17 protein-coding genes and 1 riboswitch are annotated in these 15,151 nt (G+C 35.7%); of the genes, 8 read left to right on the top strand and 9 right to left on the bottom strand.

The annotated features are described in order from the left end of the window. Positions 1 to 24: 24 nt before the first annotated feature. Together AB1280_RS01355 and AB1280_RS01350 are read right to left on the bottom strand one after the other, a co-directional pair. Positions 25 to 540, bottom strand: a complete 516-nt coding sequence (locus tag AB1280_RS01355) for a GrpB family protein (protein WP_429754656.1) — start codon at positions 538 to 540, stop codon at positions 25 to 27. Positions 541 to 564: 24 nt separating this feature from the next. Further along, positions 565 to 825 carry a YqkE family protein gene (locus AB1280_RS01350; RefSeq protein ID WP_272186976.1) on the bottom strand — a complete coding sequence of 87 codons (261 nt, stop codon included), beginning with the start codon at positions 823 to 825 and terminating at the stop codon, positions 565 to 567. Between the two features lie 367 nt (positions 826 to 1,192). Here AB1280_RS01350 and AB1280_RS01345 point away from each other — a divergent pair, with 367 nt between their 5' ends. Beyond that, complete coding sequence (locus AB1280_RS01345) at positions 1,193 to 2,782, top strand: bifunctional metallophosphatase/5'-nucleotidase (RefSeq protein WP_429754655.1); 1,590 nt, start codon at positions 1,193 to 1,195, stop codon at positions 2,780 to 2,782. Positions 2,783 to 2,862: 80 nt separating this feature from the next. Here the strand turns inward: AB1280_RS01345 and AB1280_RS01340 are convergent, their stop codons facing one another. Beyond that, positions 2,863 to 3,321, bottom strand: a complete 459-nt coding sequence (locus AB1280_RS01340; RefSeq protein ID WP_429754654.1) for a ribbon-helix-helix domain-containing protein — start codon at positions 3,319 to 3,321, stop codon at positions 2,863 to 2,865. Positions 3,322 to 3,489: 168 nt separating this feature from the next. Between AB1280_RS01340 and AB1280_RS01335 the strand changes: the two genes are divergently transcribed. After that, positions 3,490 to 4,491 (top strand): alpha/beta fold hydrolase, encoded by a 1,002-nt coding sequence (locus tag AB1280_RS01335; RefSeq protein ID WP_429754653.1) that lies wholly within the window; start codon positions 3,490 to 3,492, stop codon positions 4,489 to 4,491. Between the two features lie 144 nt (positions 4,492 to 4,635). On the opposite strand, the gene AB1280_RS01330 is transcribed toward AB1280_RS01335, so the two are convergent. Both AB1280_RS01330 and AB1280_RS01325 read right to left on the bottom strand, forming a co-directional pair. Beyond that, positions 4,636 to 5,580, bottom strand: a complete 945-nt coding sequence (locus tag AB1280_RS01330) for a LacI family DNA-binding transcriptional regulator (protein ID WP_429754652.1) — start codon at positions 5,578 to 5,580, stop codon at positions 4,636 to 4,638. A 113-nt stretch (positions 5,581 to 5,693) separates the two neighbouring features. Further along, positions 5,694 to 6,860: a cation:proton antiporter gene (locus tag AB1280_RS01325; protein WP_429754651.1), complete on the bottom strand. Its 1,167-nt coding sequence runs from the start codon at positions 6,858 to 6,860 to the stop codon at positions 5,694 to 5,696. Positions 6,861 to 7,206: 346 nt separating this feature from the next. On the opposite strand from AB1280_RS01325, the gene AB1280_RS01320 reads away from it, so the two are divergent. Continuing rightward, positions 7,207 to 8,130 (top strand): alpha/beta hydrolase, encoded by a 924-nt coding sequence (locus tag AB1280_RS01320; RefSeq protein ID WP_429754650.1) that lies wholly within the window; start codon positions 7,207 to 7,209, stop codon positions 8,128 to 8,130. Positions 8,131 to 8,138: 8 nt separating this feature from the next. On the opposite strand, the gene AB1280_RS01315 is transcribed toward AB1280_RS01320, so the two are convergent. Then, positions 8,139 to 8,597: a DUF4352 domain-containing protein gene (locus AB1280_RS01315; protein ID WP_429754649.1), complete on the bottom strand. Its 459-nt coding sequence runs from the start codon at positions 8,595 to 8,597 to the stop codon at positions 8,139 to 8,141. 274 nt (positions 8,598 to 8,871) lie between these two features. On the opposite strand from AB1280_RS01315, the gene AB1280_RS01310 reads away from it, so the two are divergent. Then, complete coding sequence (locus tag AB1280_RS01310) at positions 8,872 to 9,969, top strand: serine hydrolase (RefSeq protein WP_429754648.1); 1,098 nt, start codon at positions 8,872 to 8,874, stop codon at positions 9,967 to 9,969. Between the two features lie 160 nt (positions 9,970 to 10,129). Here AB1280_RS01310 and AB1280_RS01305 read toward each other — a convergent pair whose 3' ends face one another. Next, positions 10,130 to 10,372 (bottom strand): DUF2552 family protein, encoded by a 243-nt coding sequence (locus AB1280_RS01305; protein WP_090914031.1) that lies wholly within the window; start codon positions 10,370 to 10,372, stop codon positions 10,130 to 10,132. 143 nt (positions 10,373 to 10,515) lie between these two features. Between AB1280_RS01305 and AB1280_RS01300 the strand changes: the two genes are divergently transcribed. After that, positions 10,516 to 10,719: a CDGSH iron-sulfur domain-containing protein gene (locus AB1280_RS01300; RefSeq protein WP_020059450.1), complete on the top strand. Its 204-nt coding sequence runs from the start codon at positions 10,516 to 10,518 to the stop codon at positions 10,717 to 10,719. Positions 10,720 to 10,755: 36 nt separating this feature from the next. Here the strand turns inward: AB1280_RS01300 and crcB are convergent, their stop codons facing one another. Next, a complete protein-coding gene (crcB, locus tag AB1280_RS01295; protein ID WP_429754647.1) occupies positions 10,756 to 11,109 on the bottom strand; it encodes a fluoride efflux transporter CrcB in 354 nt (117 codons plus the stop codon). Beyond that, positions 11,106 to 11,510, bottom strand: a complete 405-nt coding sequence (locus AB1280_RS01290) for a fluoride efflux transporter FluC (protein WP_429754646.1) — start codon at positions 11,508 to 11,510, stop codon at positions 11,106 to 11,108. Before AB1280_RS01290 ends, crcB begins: the two co-directional genes overlap by 4 nt. Positions 11,511 to 11,677: 167 nt before the next feature. Beyond that, a riboswitch (FMN riboswitch) is annotated at positions 11,678 to 11,821 on the top strand. Positions 11,822 to 12,124: 303 nt separating this feature from the next. Between AB1280_RS01290 and ribD the strand changes: the two genes are divergently transcribed. The 3 genes from ribD to AB1280_RS01275 are packed head-to-tail and all read left to right on the top strand — an operon-like array spanning position 12,125 to position 15,069. Next, the gene (gene ribD, locus AB1280_RS01285) at positions 12,125 to 13,237 is read left to right on the top strand and encodes a bifunctional diaminohydroxyphosphoribosylaminopyrimidine deaminase/5-amino-6-(5-phosphoribosylamino)uracil reductase RibD (protein ID WP_429754645.1); all 1,113 of its coding nucleotides are present in this window, start codon (positions 12,125 to 12,127) and stop codon (positions 13,235 to 13,237) included. Then, entirely contained in the window at positions 13,218 to 13,862 is a 645-nt protein-coding gene (gene ribE, locus AB1280_RS01280) for a riboflavin synthase (RefSeq protein ID WP_429754644.1), read from the top strand. Before ribD ends, ribE begins: the two co-directional genes overlap by 20 nt. Before the next feature lie 13 nt (positions 13,863 to 13,875). Next, on the top strand, positions 13,876 to 15,069 hold the full coding sequence (locus tag AB1280_RS01275; protein ID WP_429754643.1) for a bifunctional 3,4-dihydroxy-2-butanone-4-phosphate synthase/GTP cyclohydrolase II: 1,194 nt from the start codon (positions 13,876 to 13,878) through the stop codon (positions 15,067 to 15,069). Positions 15,070 to 15,151 lie beyond the last annotated feature (82 nt).

The raw sequence follows: 15,151 nt of genomic DNA, 5'->3' as shown, positions 1-15,151 counted from the left end.
AACGTGCCACTCACATATGGCACGTTATTTTTTCTTCATCCACTCGATAGCTCTTTGTTCCCGCTCTCGAACAAATGCATCTTTTCCTTCAATATACCGCTCGATATCACATGAAAATTGTTTCGCAAGCTCTTGCTTTAACGTTGCATACGCCTCGGCTTCTTCACAATGCACCATCATATAATCGCGAAAAGAAAGGTGACGTATAATTTCTTGATTACCTGTCTCATATACGTGTAAATGATAGCTTCGCTTTTCTTCCGTACCGTGTATGTAGAAACGCCGTCCCGAAATACCATTTTCACCTTTCGATGTATAACCTAGTTTTTGGAAAATATCATTCCAGCTATCCACCTTGTCAATATTCGTAACTTCCATAATCATATCAATAATAGGTTTCGCCGCTAACCCTGGCACAGATGTGCTGCCAATATGATGAACTTTCACATGTTCAGGCATTGCCTCCTTTAAACGTTTTGCTTCTTTCTGAAACTTTTCTGCCCAATGATTTTCATAGGGCACTACTTCCACTTTTCTCATGCCCATCCTCCTTATATTCGTTTCTTACTTAAAGTCTTTCCATGACAAACTACTTTCACCTAATAATTCTTCAAATGATTTATTTTTTTCACGTTCACGCTGTTCTTTACGCTTTCTCTCTAATTCCATTTCTTGTTTCTGTTCTTCTTGTTCTTTTAACTCTTTCTGTTTACTTTTTAGTTGCTTCATTAGAGCTTCGTTCAATTGATCTCCAATTGTTATTGCTTCCTTTTCCATCTTCATTGCTGTTTGATTCTGCCCTTGCTTTTGTTTTTTCTTTGCCATAATTAAATCACCTTTTACTTTTTTCTTTATTATAGTAGAAAATGTAATTTGGCAGCAACCAAAAGAATAGTACCGCAAATTCTTGCTCTAATGACTGTATAAACACAACCTACCTTTTCCTTCCAAGTGAAAATAAAAAGCAAGTGCAAGCATTTTTTGTTCTACATAGTTGCACTTATATGTTGAAAAGTAAAAATAGGTTTATATAGTTAACCGCTTACAATTGATTATTTATTTTCTATATAAAAATAAAAGGATGTTTTATGAATTTTCTTAAAATATTAAACTTTATATAGATTGTTTCCTCATAATCTATTAAAATTATGTCGTATAATGTCAGATTTACATAAAAGGAGGAGAAAAAAACATGTGGAAAAAAATTATACCTGCCGTCGCTGTTTTAAGTACTGTTACATTTTCAAGTGTATTTGCAGCACCACCAACTTCTACACCAGCACAGGAAAATCGTTATATTGATGTTCAAATGCTAGGTATTAATGACTTTCACGGTCAATTGGACACTGTGAAAAAATTAAACAATAAGGATGTAGGTGGTGTCGAGTACTTAGCTGCACACTTACGTAATCGCGAAAAACAAAACCCAAATACGCTACTTGTTCATGCTGGAGATGCAGTTGGTGCAAGTCCACCAGTTTCAGCTTTATTACAAGATGAACCAACAATGGAAATCTTCAATGACCTTGGCTTTGATGTCGGAACCATTGGTAACCATGAATTTGATGAAGGGATAGACGAAATGCGTCGCCTTATTTATGGCGGTTATCATGAAAAAACTGGAAACTTTAAAGGTGCTCAATTTCCTTACGTTGCAGCTAATGTTTACAATAAAACAACAGGACGCTTATTTTTACCACCATTTACAGTAAAAATGGTACAAGGAGTTCCAGTTGGTTTTATTGGTGTTGTTACAACTGAAACACCAAACGTTGTTATACCGAAAAGGGTTGAAAATGTACAGTTCACAGATGAAGTAGAAGCAATTAACAAGTCTGCCGCACAATTAAAACGATTAGGCGTAAAAGCAATTGTTGTACTAGCACATAATCCTGGTACAACAGATGATAAAGGGATTACAGATGGAGATCTCGTTCGCTTAGCGCAAAATACCGACTCAGAAGTAGATGTCATTTTTGGCGGTCATAACCATGCATATGTAAACGGTACTGTAAACGGAAAACTTATTGTACAAGCTTATTCGTACGGCATGGCTTTCGCAGATGTTGATTTAAAAATTGATAAGAAAACAAAAGATATTGTAGAGAAAAAGGCTGAGATTGTTTCAACGTTCCATGACGGCATCCAACCAGATCCGCAAATTAAGAAAAAAATGGAACAGTATCAAGCAAAAGTCGCTCCTCTTGTAAGTGAAGTTATCGGTAAATCTGCAGTTGCTTTAGATAGAACACAATCACCAGCTGGGGAATCTACACTTGGTAACTTAATAGCTGATGCACAGCGCAGTGCGATGAATGGCCAAATTGCCATTATGAATCCTGGTGGTATTCGCAACGATTTAGATGCTGGAGATATTACGTGGGGAGAATTATATGGCATTCAACCTTTTGGAAATCAATTAATAAAGTCAACATTGACAGGAAAAGATATTCGTGACATTTTAAATCAGCAGTGGCAAAAAGATAGAACACGTATGCTCCAAATTTCTGGCATCACATATAAATGGGATGATAGTAAAGCAGTTGGTGAAAAAGTCGTTGATGTGCACTTAGCAAATGGTCAATCTCTCGTTGATTCACAAACATATACTGTCGTAGCAAATGCCTTTTTAGCTTCTGGCGGGGATGGTTTCGTTTCATTTAGAAATGGAAAAAATGCAGAAACAGGACCAAATGATTTAGAGGCACTAGTAGATTATGTGAAACAAGCAAAATCACCAATTGAAGCCAAAATTGAAGGTCGTATTCAAAAAATAAATTAGTAATTATAGAATACAAATTTTAAATTTTTTACAAACCTTATTATCTATAATTAGTAGAATAAAAGCGGGACATCCCGCTTTTATTCTTTTTCACGATATTTTTTTAAATATTCTTCTAGCGCAACTTCAACAACTTTAGATTTGTGTACACCATTTCTAATAGAAAAACAATCTAGCTGCTCTAAAGTTTGTTTTGAAAGAGAGAACGTACGTCTTTTTTTCTCTCCTGTTTGGACAGAAGTCATACATATTCCATACTCCTGTTTTTGCAACAATTTATAAATATTTTGCAATTGTTCATAAATAAGACGTTGATAATCTATTTTTTCCTGTTGTGTGTTCACAGCTTCTTTTAATTGTAAATGACGCGGCTCTTTTCCCTCCCCAACAAACATCCTTTTTTTCTGCTCACTATCATATTCATATCCAAGCAATCGTAATTTTTTTGATAGTGTATACGGACTCATTTCTAGTCGTTTCGCAACCATCGCAATTGATTCACGATTATTTAAGCGATCAATAATTTCACCAATCTTCACCTCCTCCCTCCTCTCTCTTATATATATCTATCTTTAGGCATTTTACTTCTCATTCATGCAGGTTAAAGTTATTATGTTAAGATACAATGATTTCTTATTCGTATAATTTAGTGTATGATGACAAATCAACACCGTTCACTATATTGCACTCAAAAGGAGGTCTCTCTCATGTTCAGTCGCAGCTGCACCCCCTCTTTTTACGATAAAAATAAACAACTGATTCCAAATAGCATTGCAACAATTGAAAATGTGCTTATAAACAAACGTAAACAATCGTTGCTTATTCGTGGGCAAGATCTCCAACAACCTCTTTTATTATGTTTGCACGGTGGACCTGGAATGGCTCATATTGGCTTTGCACGCCATCTCCAAGGAGAACTTGAGAAACATTTTATTGTTGTCAACTGGGATCAACGCGGAGCAGGAAAATCTTTTTCATGGCAAGATTTCAAAGAGGCGCTAACAATTGAGCAATTTATTTTGGATACACATAAACTAATCAATTATCTTCTAAACAAGTTTCAAAAAAAGAAGTTATTTCTTCTTGGGCACTCCTGGGGTAGCATTATTGGATTATCTGCCGCACAGCAATCTCCCCAATTCATCGAAGCCTATATTGGAGTTGGTCAAATTGTGCATATGAAGCAAAATGAGACATTGCTTTTTGAACATTTAATTCGATCCGCAAAGAAGCTTAGACATGACCGAGCGCTCGCATCTTTAAAAAAGCTTGGAAAACCACCATTTCTAGATACAAGACGACTGCTTATTCAAAGGAAATGGCTTGGTATCTTTGGCGGCGCTACTCAAAATGGGACATTTTTTTCGTTCATTCGAAAAGGATTTTTATCATCTGAATACACATTGATAGATTGGATAAAATTTTTAAACGGAAATATAAAATCTGGAGAATTATGGAGAGAAATGTTAACTATTAATTTCTTTTCACAAATTCCAAGCGTTTCGTTTCCTGTTTATTTTTGCTCTGGACGTTACGACTATCAAACACCTTATGCACTTGTACAACAATATTGCGATGTTCTGAACGCGCCTATTAAAAAAATGATTTGGTTTCCTAACTCAGCTCATTCGCCACACTTTGAAGAACATGAACGTTTTGCAAAAACGTTACTTGAAATTAAACAAGAGCACTTCTTACTACACCCGTGAATACTCCGATTTTTTCTATATTTCATGAAAAGTATGGTGTACTGCTTGAAGCATGTTTCTTGTTCAAAATGAAATTTCCGTCAATCGGACTCTTGCTGTCTACATAAAGCAAAATAGAAAAAGGTGCGTGTACTCACGCACCTTTCATCTTGTTGATCCTCTCTCAATTAGAACAAAATCTAAATTTACTATCTCATGGTTATCTTCTACCTTTTTTATTTTTGCAATTAATTTCTGGATAGCAGCTCTCCCAACACTTGTTATCGGCTGAGCAATTGTCGTTAAAGACGGTGTAGACCACTCTCCTTGCACGGTTCCATTCAAACCAATAATTTGCAAACACTCTGGAATAGAAATATGTAATGAGTGCGCAGCACGGATAAAATTAATTCCGGCGGTATCACTACAAGTGACGATGCCATCTATATATGGATGTTTTCGCAATACATCCATAGCTATTTGTTCTGAATTCTTCTCTCTTCTACACATTTCGATCACTCGGTAAGATATGTTTTTCTCCCAAACCACGTCCAAAAAACCCGTGAAATGTTCTTCCATCGCTTCATGACTCAGCCCTTCATGAATATAAGCAAGAAAGCGGCATCCTTTCTCTGCTAGTAACGAAACAGCTTGTATTGCTCCATTATAGTACTGCGAAGCCCTTTCCTCATTTGAATCGATAATTACAAATGGAACTGATACTCTTTCTTTTGGTAATCCTTCATATACATCACGCGTCATAAGAATACCGGCAATATTATTTTGTTCAAATACATCCATATAACCACGCTTATGTTTCACATTACATATAACGATTTGATATCCTTCTTTGTATGCTTCTTCTTCAATAACTGTAAGTAAGGATAAGGATGCTGGATCTTGCATGTTAGATACAAGTAAAGCAATCATGGTGGAAGACTTTTTAAATAAAGCTTTAGCCACCGCATTTGGTTTATACTGCAACTCCTCAATTGCTTTTTTCACTTGTTTGACCGTATCTTCATGTACATATCCTTTTTCATTTAATACTCGTGAAACTGTTGCGACTGAAACTCCCGCCAACTTTGCAACATCGCGAATCGTTGCCACCTCTTCACCCCTCAACATGGAAATAGTTTACAATTTCACCGTAAAACAAATTGAATAATACGTCAAGAATATTATTTTATATTTCTGAAAATTGTTACATAAAAAAGAAGTGCTTACATAGCACTTCTTCCCTCTTCCAATTGTTTGTCTTTTACCGCAAATGTTTTCTTCAGCATCGGTGGTGTAATCATTGTTGTTAAAATAACAACAATTACAATTGCTGTAAAGTAATCTTTTGCTAATAGCCCTGACGCAAGACCTTGTCCAGCAATAATGAGCGCCACTTCACCACGGGAAACCATTCCAGAACCAATGATTGTAGAAGACTGTAAATCAAAGCCTGTCATACGTGCTCCAAGACCACAACCAATTAATTTCGTTAATACAGCAATTACTGTTAAGATAGCAATAAACCAAACTTTATCTCCAATTCCTGCAAACGTAATATTCATCCCAATACTTACAAAGAAAATAGGAACAAACATTGCATAGGCAATTGGTTCAACTTTCTTCTCAACCTCATGTTTATAATCTGTTTGAGAGATAGCAATCCCTGCCGCAAACGCTCCGATAATGCCTGCTATTCCTAATAATTCTCCGAAATATGCAAAAGAAAAACAAATAATAAGAGCTGTACTAATAATAGATTCCGATACGCGAAGCGGAGAAAGCCAGCGCATAATCATCGGAACGCCCTTCCATCCAATTAGGATAATAGCTGCAAAAAAGACAACTTTCTTCAAAATAACCATTGTTAAATTTACATCATCTGCACCTAAGAAACTCATTGCAAATGCAAGTAAAATAACAACAAGAATATCATCAAACACCGCTGCACCAAGCATTGTTGTACTTTCACGTGTTTTCATTTTCCCTAAATCTCGAAGCGTTTGCACAGAGATACTAACGCTAGTTGCACAAAGAAGTAAGCCTAAAAATACTGCATTTGCTTGCTCCATTCCCATAATAAGACCAGCAACATAACCACCTAAAAACGGCATAATAATTCCGCCAACTGCTACTGCGAAAGAAGAATTGCGGTTTTCATTCAGTTCTTTTAAGTCCGTTTCTAAACCAGCCATAAACATGAGAAGAATAACCCCAACTTCACTTAACTGCCTTAGTAAATCCGTATTATCAATTAATCCTAGTACTGCTGGACCAATTATAATACCTACAATAAGTTTTCCAAGTACAGACGGCTGTCCTAGCCTAACACTTAAGTCACCCGCAAGTTTTGTACTTAGTAAAATTACTGCTAATTGAAAGAAAAATATCATCTCATCTCTCCTTTTCCTACTTTACTCATTAGAATAACTATATATGATTTATACCAGTCTGTGAAATTATCAAATCCACAACTTTACGTAATTATTACGCTTATTTATTTCCAATAATTTCTTGTTACAAAAAAACTTCCTATTTATAAAACATAGATATTTTTCTTATTCAAACTGCTTATTAATCTGACAAAAAAAATTTCAAACTAAATTTTATGTAAGATTATTTCTCTATCATAGTCAATTTTTCTATTTTTTGCACCCCTTCCCGCTTACCGCTCTCACCTTTTCATATGGTTATGATACAATGTAATTATCATATGTACTGTAACTTGGAGGATAGAGTATGAAAACGTTTTGGACGACATTATTAACGATAATCGGTACTCTTATTGGAATTGGCATTTTCTTTACGAATAAAGTCATGTATTTAAAGAAAAAAACAGAAGAAGAAATTTTAGAACGTGAAACAAAACAGCATTTTCGCTTAGAGGATTATGAAGCTCTACAGAAAGAAGAAGTATGTCTCTCTTCTCAATTTGGTTATAGCATTCATGGTTACTTTATTCCTGTTAGCCATTCAAATAAGTTCATGATTTTTTGTCACGGCGTTACCGTAAACAAAATAAATTCTATAAAATATGCAAATTTATTTTTAAACAAAGGGTTCAACGTATTTATTTATGATCATCGCCGCCACGGCCAAACAGGAGGCAAAACAACAAGTTATGGCTATTACGAAAAACACGATCTAAAGACAGTGGTAGATTGGCTCAAACAACGATTTGGTTCAAATATTACGCTTGGTATCCATGGTGAATCAATGGGAGCAGCAACGTTATTACAATATGCAGGTATGGTTGAAGACGGAGCTGATTTTTATATTGCTGACTGTCCATTCTCTGATTTTTACGAACAGCTTCATTATCGTTTAAAGGTGGAGTTTCATTTACCAAAATGGCCTCTTTTACCACTCGCTAATGCATTTTTAAAAGTGCGTGATGGTTATACAATTCGGGAGGTTTCTCCAATTGATTGTGTGAAAAACATTAAAAATCCTGTATTGTTCATCCACAGTAAAGATGATGATTACATTTTATGCAATATGACACAATCATTATATGAGGCAAAAGAAGATGCAAAAGAACTCTTTATTGCCGAAAAAGGCGCTCATGCTTGTTCTTATGCAGAAAATAGAGAAGAATATGAATATGCAGTTGATCACTTTTTAACAACATACGTAAACGAAACAAAAAACAGGCTCGCATAAGCCTGTTTTTATTTTAATGAAATAACAATTGGTTTATCTTTAGCAAACGAAGGAGCAAATAATAATTCAGATGCCGTCTCTTCTTTAGGTATTTCAAATATAATGCTCGATTGCAATGAATCGTATGATTTTAACTTTCTATCATGCAATATACTTGTCTCCCTTTTCGTTTGAACGACTCCATATATTTTTCCGGTCTCCGAAATAACATTAAACTGCGAAGGCTTAACAATAATACTTTTGTTTTTACTGTTCTTTAAAGAAAAGTCCACAACAAGGAGCGTGTAATTATTTTTTGCAGTCCATACATCATAATTTGGTACACGACTTACATTTTTAATAACAAAATCTATTTGATGAGCGGATAAATTTCCTTTTACACTTGATTGATTAGCCTGCTCTCCTCTATTGCATCCAGCTATACAAAAAGAAATGATAATATTTACTATCAACAATCGTTTCCACAACAACTACCACCTTCTTTGTAGTTTCTATCGGTTGTATGTTGCACACATTGTATGTTTTTATACATTTGAAAAAAACGTGTGAAAATCGTACGATTTTCATTTCATTTAGACAGATAATTGATTCAGCTTTAATCTGCCATTAAAGCTGATTTTGATATGTAAAATTTTAATTTTAGAGGAATAACTTTTTTTGGAAAAGTATGTAATATAAAGAAAGTTCATGATAATATTATATTACAAAAATTTACAAAATAACTATACAGAGGGAGCAGTTGTGTTGAAGTTAATTAAAAGGCTAAGCATTATATTACTAATCGTTTCAATTTTCTTTATTGTATATAAACAAAAGGAAAGTCATGACCCCGTTATGGAATATTTAAAAACACATAAGGCAGATAAAAATGTATCTTTTATTCTACAAAGAGACGGAAAAAATCTAGTTAGTATAAATTCTGATGAGGTAATTCCTTTAGCAAGCATGATGAAACTGATGATTGCTGTAGAATTTGCTAAACAATCGGCCGAAAGAACAATTAAAGCTGATCAACAAATTCCTTTAAGTGATTTAGAGGCTTATTATGTGAAAGATACTGATGGCTCTGCTCATCCAGATTGGATTCATTATTTAAAAGAAAAAAACCTTATTCAAAATAATCAAGTAACATTAGAACAAGTTGCAAAAGGAATGTTACAGTTTAGTTCTAATGCAAATGCCGATTATTTAATAGACAAATTAGGTCTTGAAAACATTAATCAAACGATAAAAAATTTACAATTGCCTCACCATCAAGAAATATATCCACTTGTATCTAGTTTATACGTTGCTGGCAATTTAAAAAAAGAAGAGAACTTAACCGAAGACGAAACCTATAAAAAATTGAAAGCTATGTCACAACAAGAATTTTCTAGGGAATCTATTAAGATTCACCAATGGATGAAAAATCCTACTGAATTTAAACAGCGTAATATCCCATACCTTAGCGATATGAAATTTCAAAGAATTTGGTCAGATAATTTACCAGCCGCATCCGCAAAAGACTATCTGCTATTGATGGAACGACTGAATCGTAAAGACTATTTTCCATCGAATGTGCAAAAAGAGTTAGACAAGATTGTCGAATCACTAATGGAAAACCCAAATAACAAGAAGTGGTTGATACATGCAGGACAAAAAGGTGGTTCAACAGCATTTTTATTGACAAATTCCCTTTATGCAAAGGATAAAGATGGAAATATGACGGAAATAGTATTTATGTTTAATAACTTAACTGAAACTGAATATATGAACTTGAGTGAAAATTATAATAAATTCCAATTAAAAATTTTGAAAGACCTAAAATCCAGAAACCGCTTAATTAAAAATTTAGATTAATTAAGAAATCTATCCCACAGTTATCAAGCTACTGGAACTAGTTACTCCCAAAATAATAAAAATATGATTACATACAAAAAGGCTAATTCATCTCCAGGTGAATTAGCCTTCTTCCGATCCAAACCAACAGCAAAAATTTTATCAAATTTACAATGGCCTGTTACGCCAATACATCTGTAACTTGATCCATATTTTCAGAAATCCACTTTACTGCTTCATCAAGTGATGGAAACTCTGTTGTTTGAAATGTTACTTCATCTTGTAATAACCATACATCCTTCACTTCTTGTTGCACACCAGCAATTGACCAATGAAGTAAGCTGTACGGATGATTATCATTTAAAAACGATACCCACGTTCGCTCTGTTGCAATGTTTTGTAATGTACGTAATTGTTTATTCATGTTTATGTTCACCTTACTATTTTTTCAGTATATAGCTTATTATATCATTTCTATTTTCTCACAAAAAGCATTGTTTCTAAACATTGTCAAGTCATTCTAGTAAGTATATGATAAACATATGCGTTTGGTGAGGAGGTGTAACAATGGGGAAAGTACAAATTAAAGTAAATGATAATGGTTCGTTCCGCATTACAGGGGATGTGGAACTAATCGATGCAGAAGGAAATGCATTTCCAGCAAAGCCAGCATTTTCGATATGCCGCTGTGGGTTATCCAAAAATATGCCGTATTGCGATGGTTCACATAAAGGAAAATTTGAATCGGTTGTACGTGCACCAAAGGAATAAAAAAGACACGCGCACAAGAAAATGTGCGCGTGTTTTTTACATACTTCCCATATAAAATCCAGCAAAAGCACTACCAATACCTATTACATAACTCATAACAAAATATAGTAATGCCTTTTGCCCTTCTCGTTTATGTATCAATTGTACCATTTCCAGTTGATATGTCGAAAATGTCGTAAATGCCCCCATAAATCCTGTGCCACATAATAATATCCACATTTTAGCTACTTCAGCACCATATAACAGACCGAGTAAAAACGAACCGATTATATTTATAAAAAATGTCCCATACGGAAAAGAATCCCCATATTTTTCTTTTACTATCATACTAATAAAAAAACGGGCAATGGCACCGAAAAAGCCACCGATACTAACAAGTAAAATATTCATATATTTCCTTCTTTCCTCACACCGCGTTCATATAGCATATTCCCAACATAAAATCCGCCAAAAGAGAAAAGCAATCCACCTATCATACTCGCAATCACATATAAAAAAGCCATTGTGAACGCTTCATGCTGCAATAGCTTCAGCGTGTCCACACTAAACGTTGAAAACGTTGTATATGAACCAATTATCCCTGTACCAATAGCACTTATCATAAGCAGTGAAACTTGTTTCATCCGAAAGATAGACATCGTTAAAAATGCTAATAAAAAACTGCCACTCATATTAGCTAACCATGTTGCTAATGGAAAACCAGTAAGCGATGTTATTTCAAAGAGCTGCCCTACTCCATAACGAGCTAAAGCTCCAATAACACCGCCTATTCCTACAGCAATATATTTCATATTTTCACCTCGTTTTAGATAATGTATAAAATTTTTCTACACTAGTATAACAAATTTATGTTCTCATTAATGCAAGATGTAAACACTCCTTTATTTTCATACAATTCTTCACATTCAAATATTTTTTTATAGCCTTTTGTCTTTTTTGTGCTATAATGTGAGCAAACAGCATCCTTCGGGGTCGGGTGAAATTCCCAACCGGCGGTGATGAAGTGTACACTTCTAAGTCCGTGACCCGTTTTCAAGTTGAAAACGGTGGATCTAGTGAAACTCTAGGGCCGACAGTATAGTCTGGATGGGAGAAGGATATGTTTTCTAGTACGTATAATGGGATACTATGTTTATTTCAGCATGCACATATGTACTGTTTATTTTTAAACATACATATGTTTGCTTTCGCATACCATTCTTTTCATTGCTGAAATCATACGATAACACTAGCATGTAAAAAATAAATGTTTGCTAGGCTTCTTTCCTATGCAAACATAGCGATCAACGCTAGGTTTCTTTCGCATACTCTCGTATCCTTCTTATATTTCTAGAAACATCGTCTCTCTCACCCCAAGGATTATAATCCTTGGGGTTTTTTGATTTTTTTTAGGAGAGGTGAGTTTATGACAGATCAAGAATATATGGCACTTGCTTTGCAATTAGCAAAACATACAGCTGGGCAAACAAGTCCTAATCCTATGGTCGGTGCTGTTGTTGTAAAAGACGGGAATATCATTGGAGTAGGGTCCCACTTACGGGCAGGAACTGAACATGCTGAAGTTCACGCTCTTCGCATGGCTGGTGAAAACGCGCACGGTGCAACCGTATATGTAACACTAGAACCATGCAGTCATCATGGAAAAACGCCTCCTTGCTGTTCTTTGCTCATCGCAAAGAACATCAAACGAGTCGTTGTTGCAGTACTCGATAGCAATCCGCTCGTTTCAGGTCAAGGTGTCAAGCGATTACAGAAAGCTGGAATTGACGTAACAATTGGTGTACTGGAAAAAGAAGCAAAAGAATTAAATCGTTACTTTTTCCACTACATGAAAACAAAGCGTCCATTTGTCACACTAAAAACAGCAATGAGTTTAGATGGAAAAATCGCTACTCATACTGGTGAAAGTAAATGGATTACAGGTGAAGAAGCACGTGCTGATGTACACCGTTATCGCCATACACACGATGCCATTCTCGTCGGTGTAAATACAATTATTACCGATAATCCGCATTTAACAACGCGGATTGTAAATGGCGGAAAAAATCCGATTCGTATCGTACTTGATACACATTTGCGAACCCCGCTTTCATCTCATGTAATTACAGATGGCGAAGCACTAACATGGTTTATCGTTGGAAATGACGTTTCAAAAGAAAAAATCGCAAAATTTCAATCAGATATGGTATCTGTATTGCAAATGAAAACGAATCGTATTGAAATAAACGAACTACTCGATCTTCTCGGAGAAAAAAATATTCTTTCTCTCTTTGTCGAAGGCGGACAAACAGTTCATGCAAGTTTCTTAGAAGCAAAATGTTTGCAGGAACTGATTACTTATATTAGTCCAAAGCTAATTGGTGGTAAAGAAGCCCCAACATGTTTTGGCGGAAATGGTTTTACACAACTAAAAGATGCACTCTCGCTGCACATTCAATCGATGGAACAAATTGGTGATGATATAAAAGTAACTGCCACTCCAAGAAAAGAGGTGCCTTATGTTTACAGGAATTGTTGAGGAACTCGGAACAATCGCTAATATGCAGCAAACCGGCGATGCTATGAAGCTGACAATTTCAGCAAAAACCGTTTTGGTAGACGTAAACTTAGGTGATAGCATTGCTGTAAACGGGATATGTTTGACTGTCACTTCTTTTACATCCACTTCTTTTACCGTTGATGTCATGCCCGAGACGATGCAAGCCACGTCTCTTCAATCACTGAGCCGTGGCTGGGCAGTAAATTTAGAGCGTGCTATGGGTGCAAACGGCCGCTTCGGTGGGCATTTTGTGACAGGACACATTGACGGCACGGGAACAATTATTGATAAAAAACGAAGCTATAACGCTGTATATTACAAAATACAATTGCCAAACGAATTACTTCGTTATTGTTTACAAAAAGGGTCCGTTGCCATTGATGGTACAAGTCTCACAATCTTTGGAGTTGATGAATCTTCCATCACAATCTCTCTCATTCCACACACATTAAGTCAGTCAGTAATCGGAACAAAAACTGCTGGCGATATCGTGAACATTGAGTGCGATATGATTGGAAAATATATTGAACGTTTTATTACAAAGCCAACATCTAAAAAGAGCTCAATTACAGAAAACTTTTTACAAGACAATGGATTCCTATAAGGGAGGAAATGAAATGTTTCATCGAATTGAAGAAGCACTAGAAGATTTAAAACAAGGAAAAGTTGTTATCGTATGCGATGATGAAAATAGAGAAAATGAAGGGGATTTTATTTCTTTAGCCGAGTATATTACCCCAGAAACAATCAACTTCATGATTACACATGGGCGCGGCCTTGTATGCGTTCCTATCACAGAAGAATATGCCGATCGTTTAGAGTTAGGACCTATGGTTTCACAAAATACAGATTCACACGGTACGGCTTTTACAGTTAGTGTTGATTACATTTCAACGACAACTGGTATTAGCGCTCATGAACGTGCAGCAACTGTACGCAAACTATTAAACCCTACAGCGAAAGCAAGTGATTTTAAACGCCCTGGACATATTTTTCCCTTAATCGCAAAAGCAGGGGGGGTTCTTCGCCGCGCTGGGCATACAGAAGCTGCTGTAGATTTAGCAAAATTATGTGGCGCAGAGCCGGCAGGTGTTATTTGTGAAATTATAAATGAAGATGGCACGATGGCACGAGTGCCTGACTTATTAGAAATTGCCAAGCAATTTAGTCTAAAAATGATTACAATTGAAGACTTAATTGCGTATCGCCGTCATCATGAAACGTTAGTGCAGCGCGAAGTCGAAATTACATTACCAACCGACTTTGGTACATTTCGGGCCATTGGCTATTCTAATTCTCTGGATAATCAAGAACATATTGCTCTTATAAAAGGCGATGTTGCTACAGGTCAACCAGCGCTTGTGCGTGTCCATTCTGAGTGCTTAACTGGCGATGTATTTGGATCTTGCCGCTGCGACTGTGGCCCACAGCTTCATGCAGCGCTCGCTCAAATTGAACGAGAAGGAAAAGGAGTTCTTTTATATATGCGTCAAGAAGGACGAGGCATTGGACTACTTAATAAATTACGAGCATATAAACTGCAAGAAGAAGGCTACGATACTGTAGAGGCAAATGAAAAGCTTGGCTTTGCAGCTGATCTTCGTGATTATGGTATTGGCGCACAAATTTTAAAAGATTTAGGGTTACAACAGCTTCGCCTTTTAACAAATAACCCACGGAAAATCGCAGGCTTACAAGGTTATGATTTAGAAGTTGTGGAACGCGTGCCGCTCCAAATGCCAGCAAAAGAAGAAAATAAAGCATATTTACAAACGAAATCAACAAAATTAGGTCATTTATTAAATCTGTAATATATAACTACAATTTGAAAAAAAGACATAAAAAACTTTCTTTTTAGCATCTGGCTATGCATAGAAGCGGTCAGAGCCTTTT

It is taken from the genome of Bacillus sp. S10(2024), assembly GCF_050473865.1.
In the GTDB taxonomy this organism is placed as follows: Bacteria; Bacillota; Bacilli; order Bacillales; family Bacillaceae_G; genus Bacillus_A.
The sequence above is the reverse complement of the archived record's forward strand: the minus strand, read 5'-3'. Positions and strand labels throughout refer to the sequence as shown.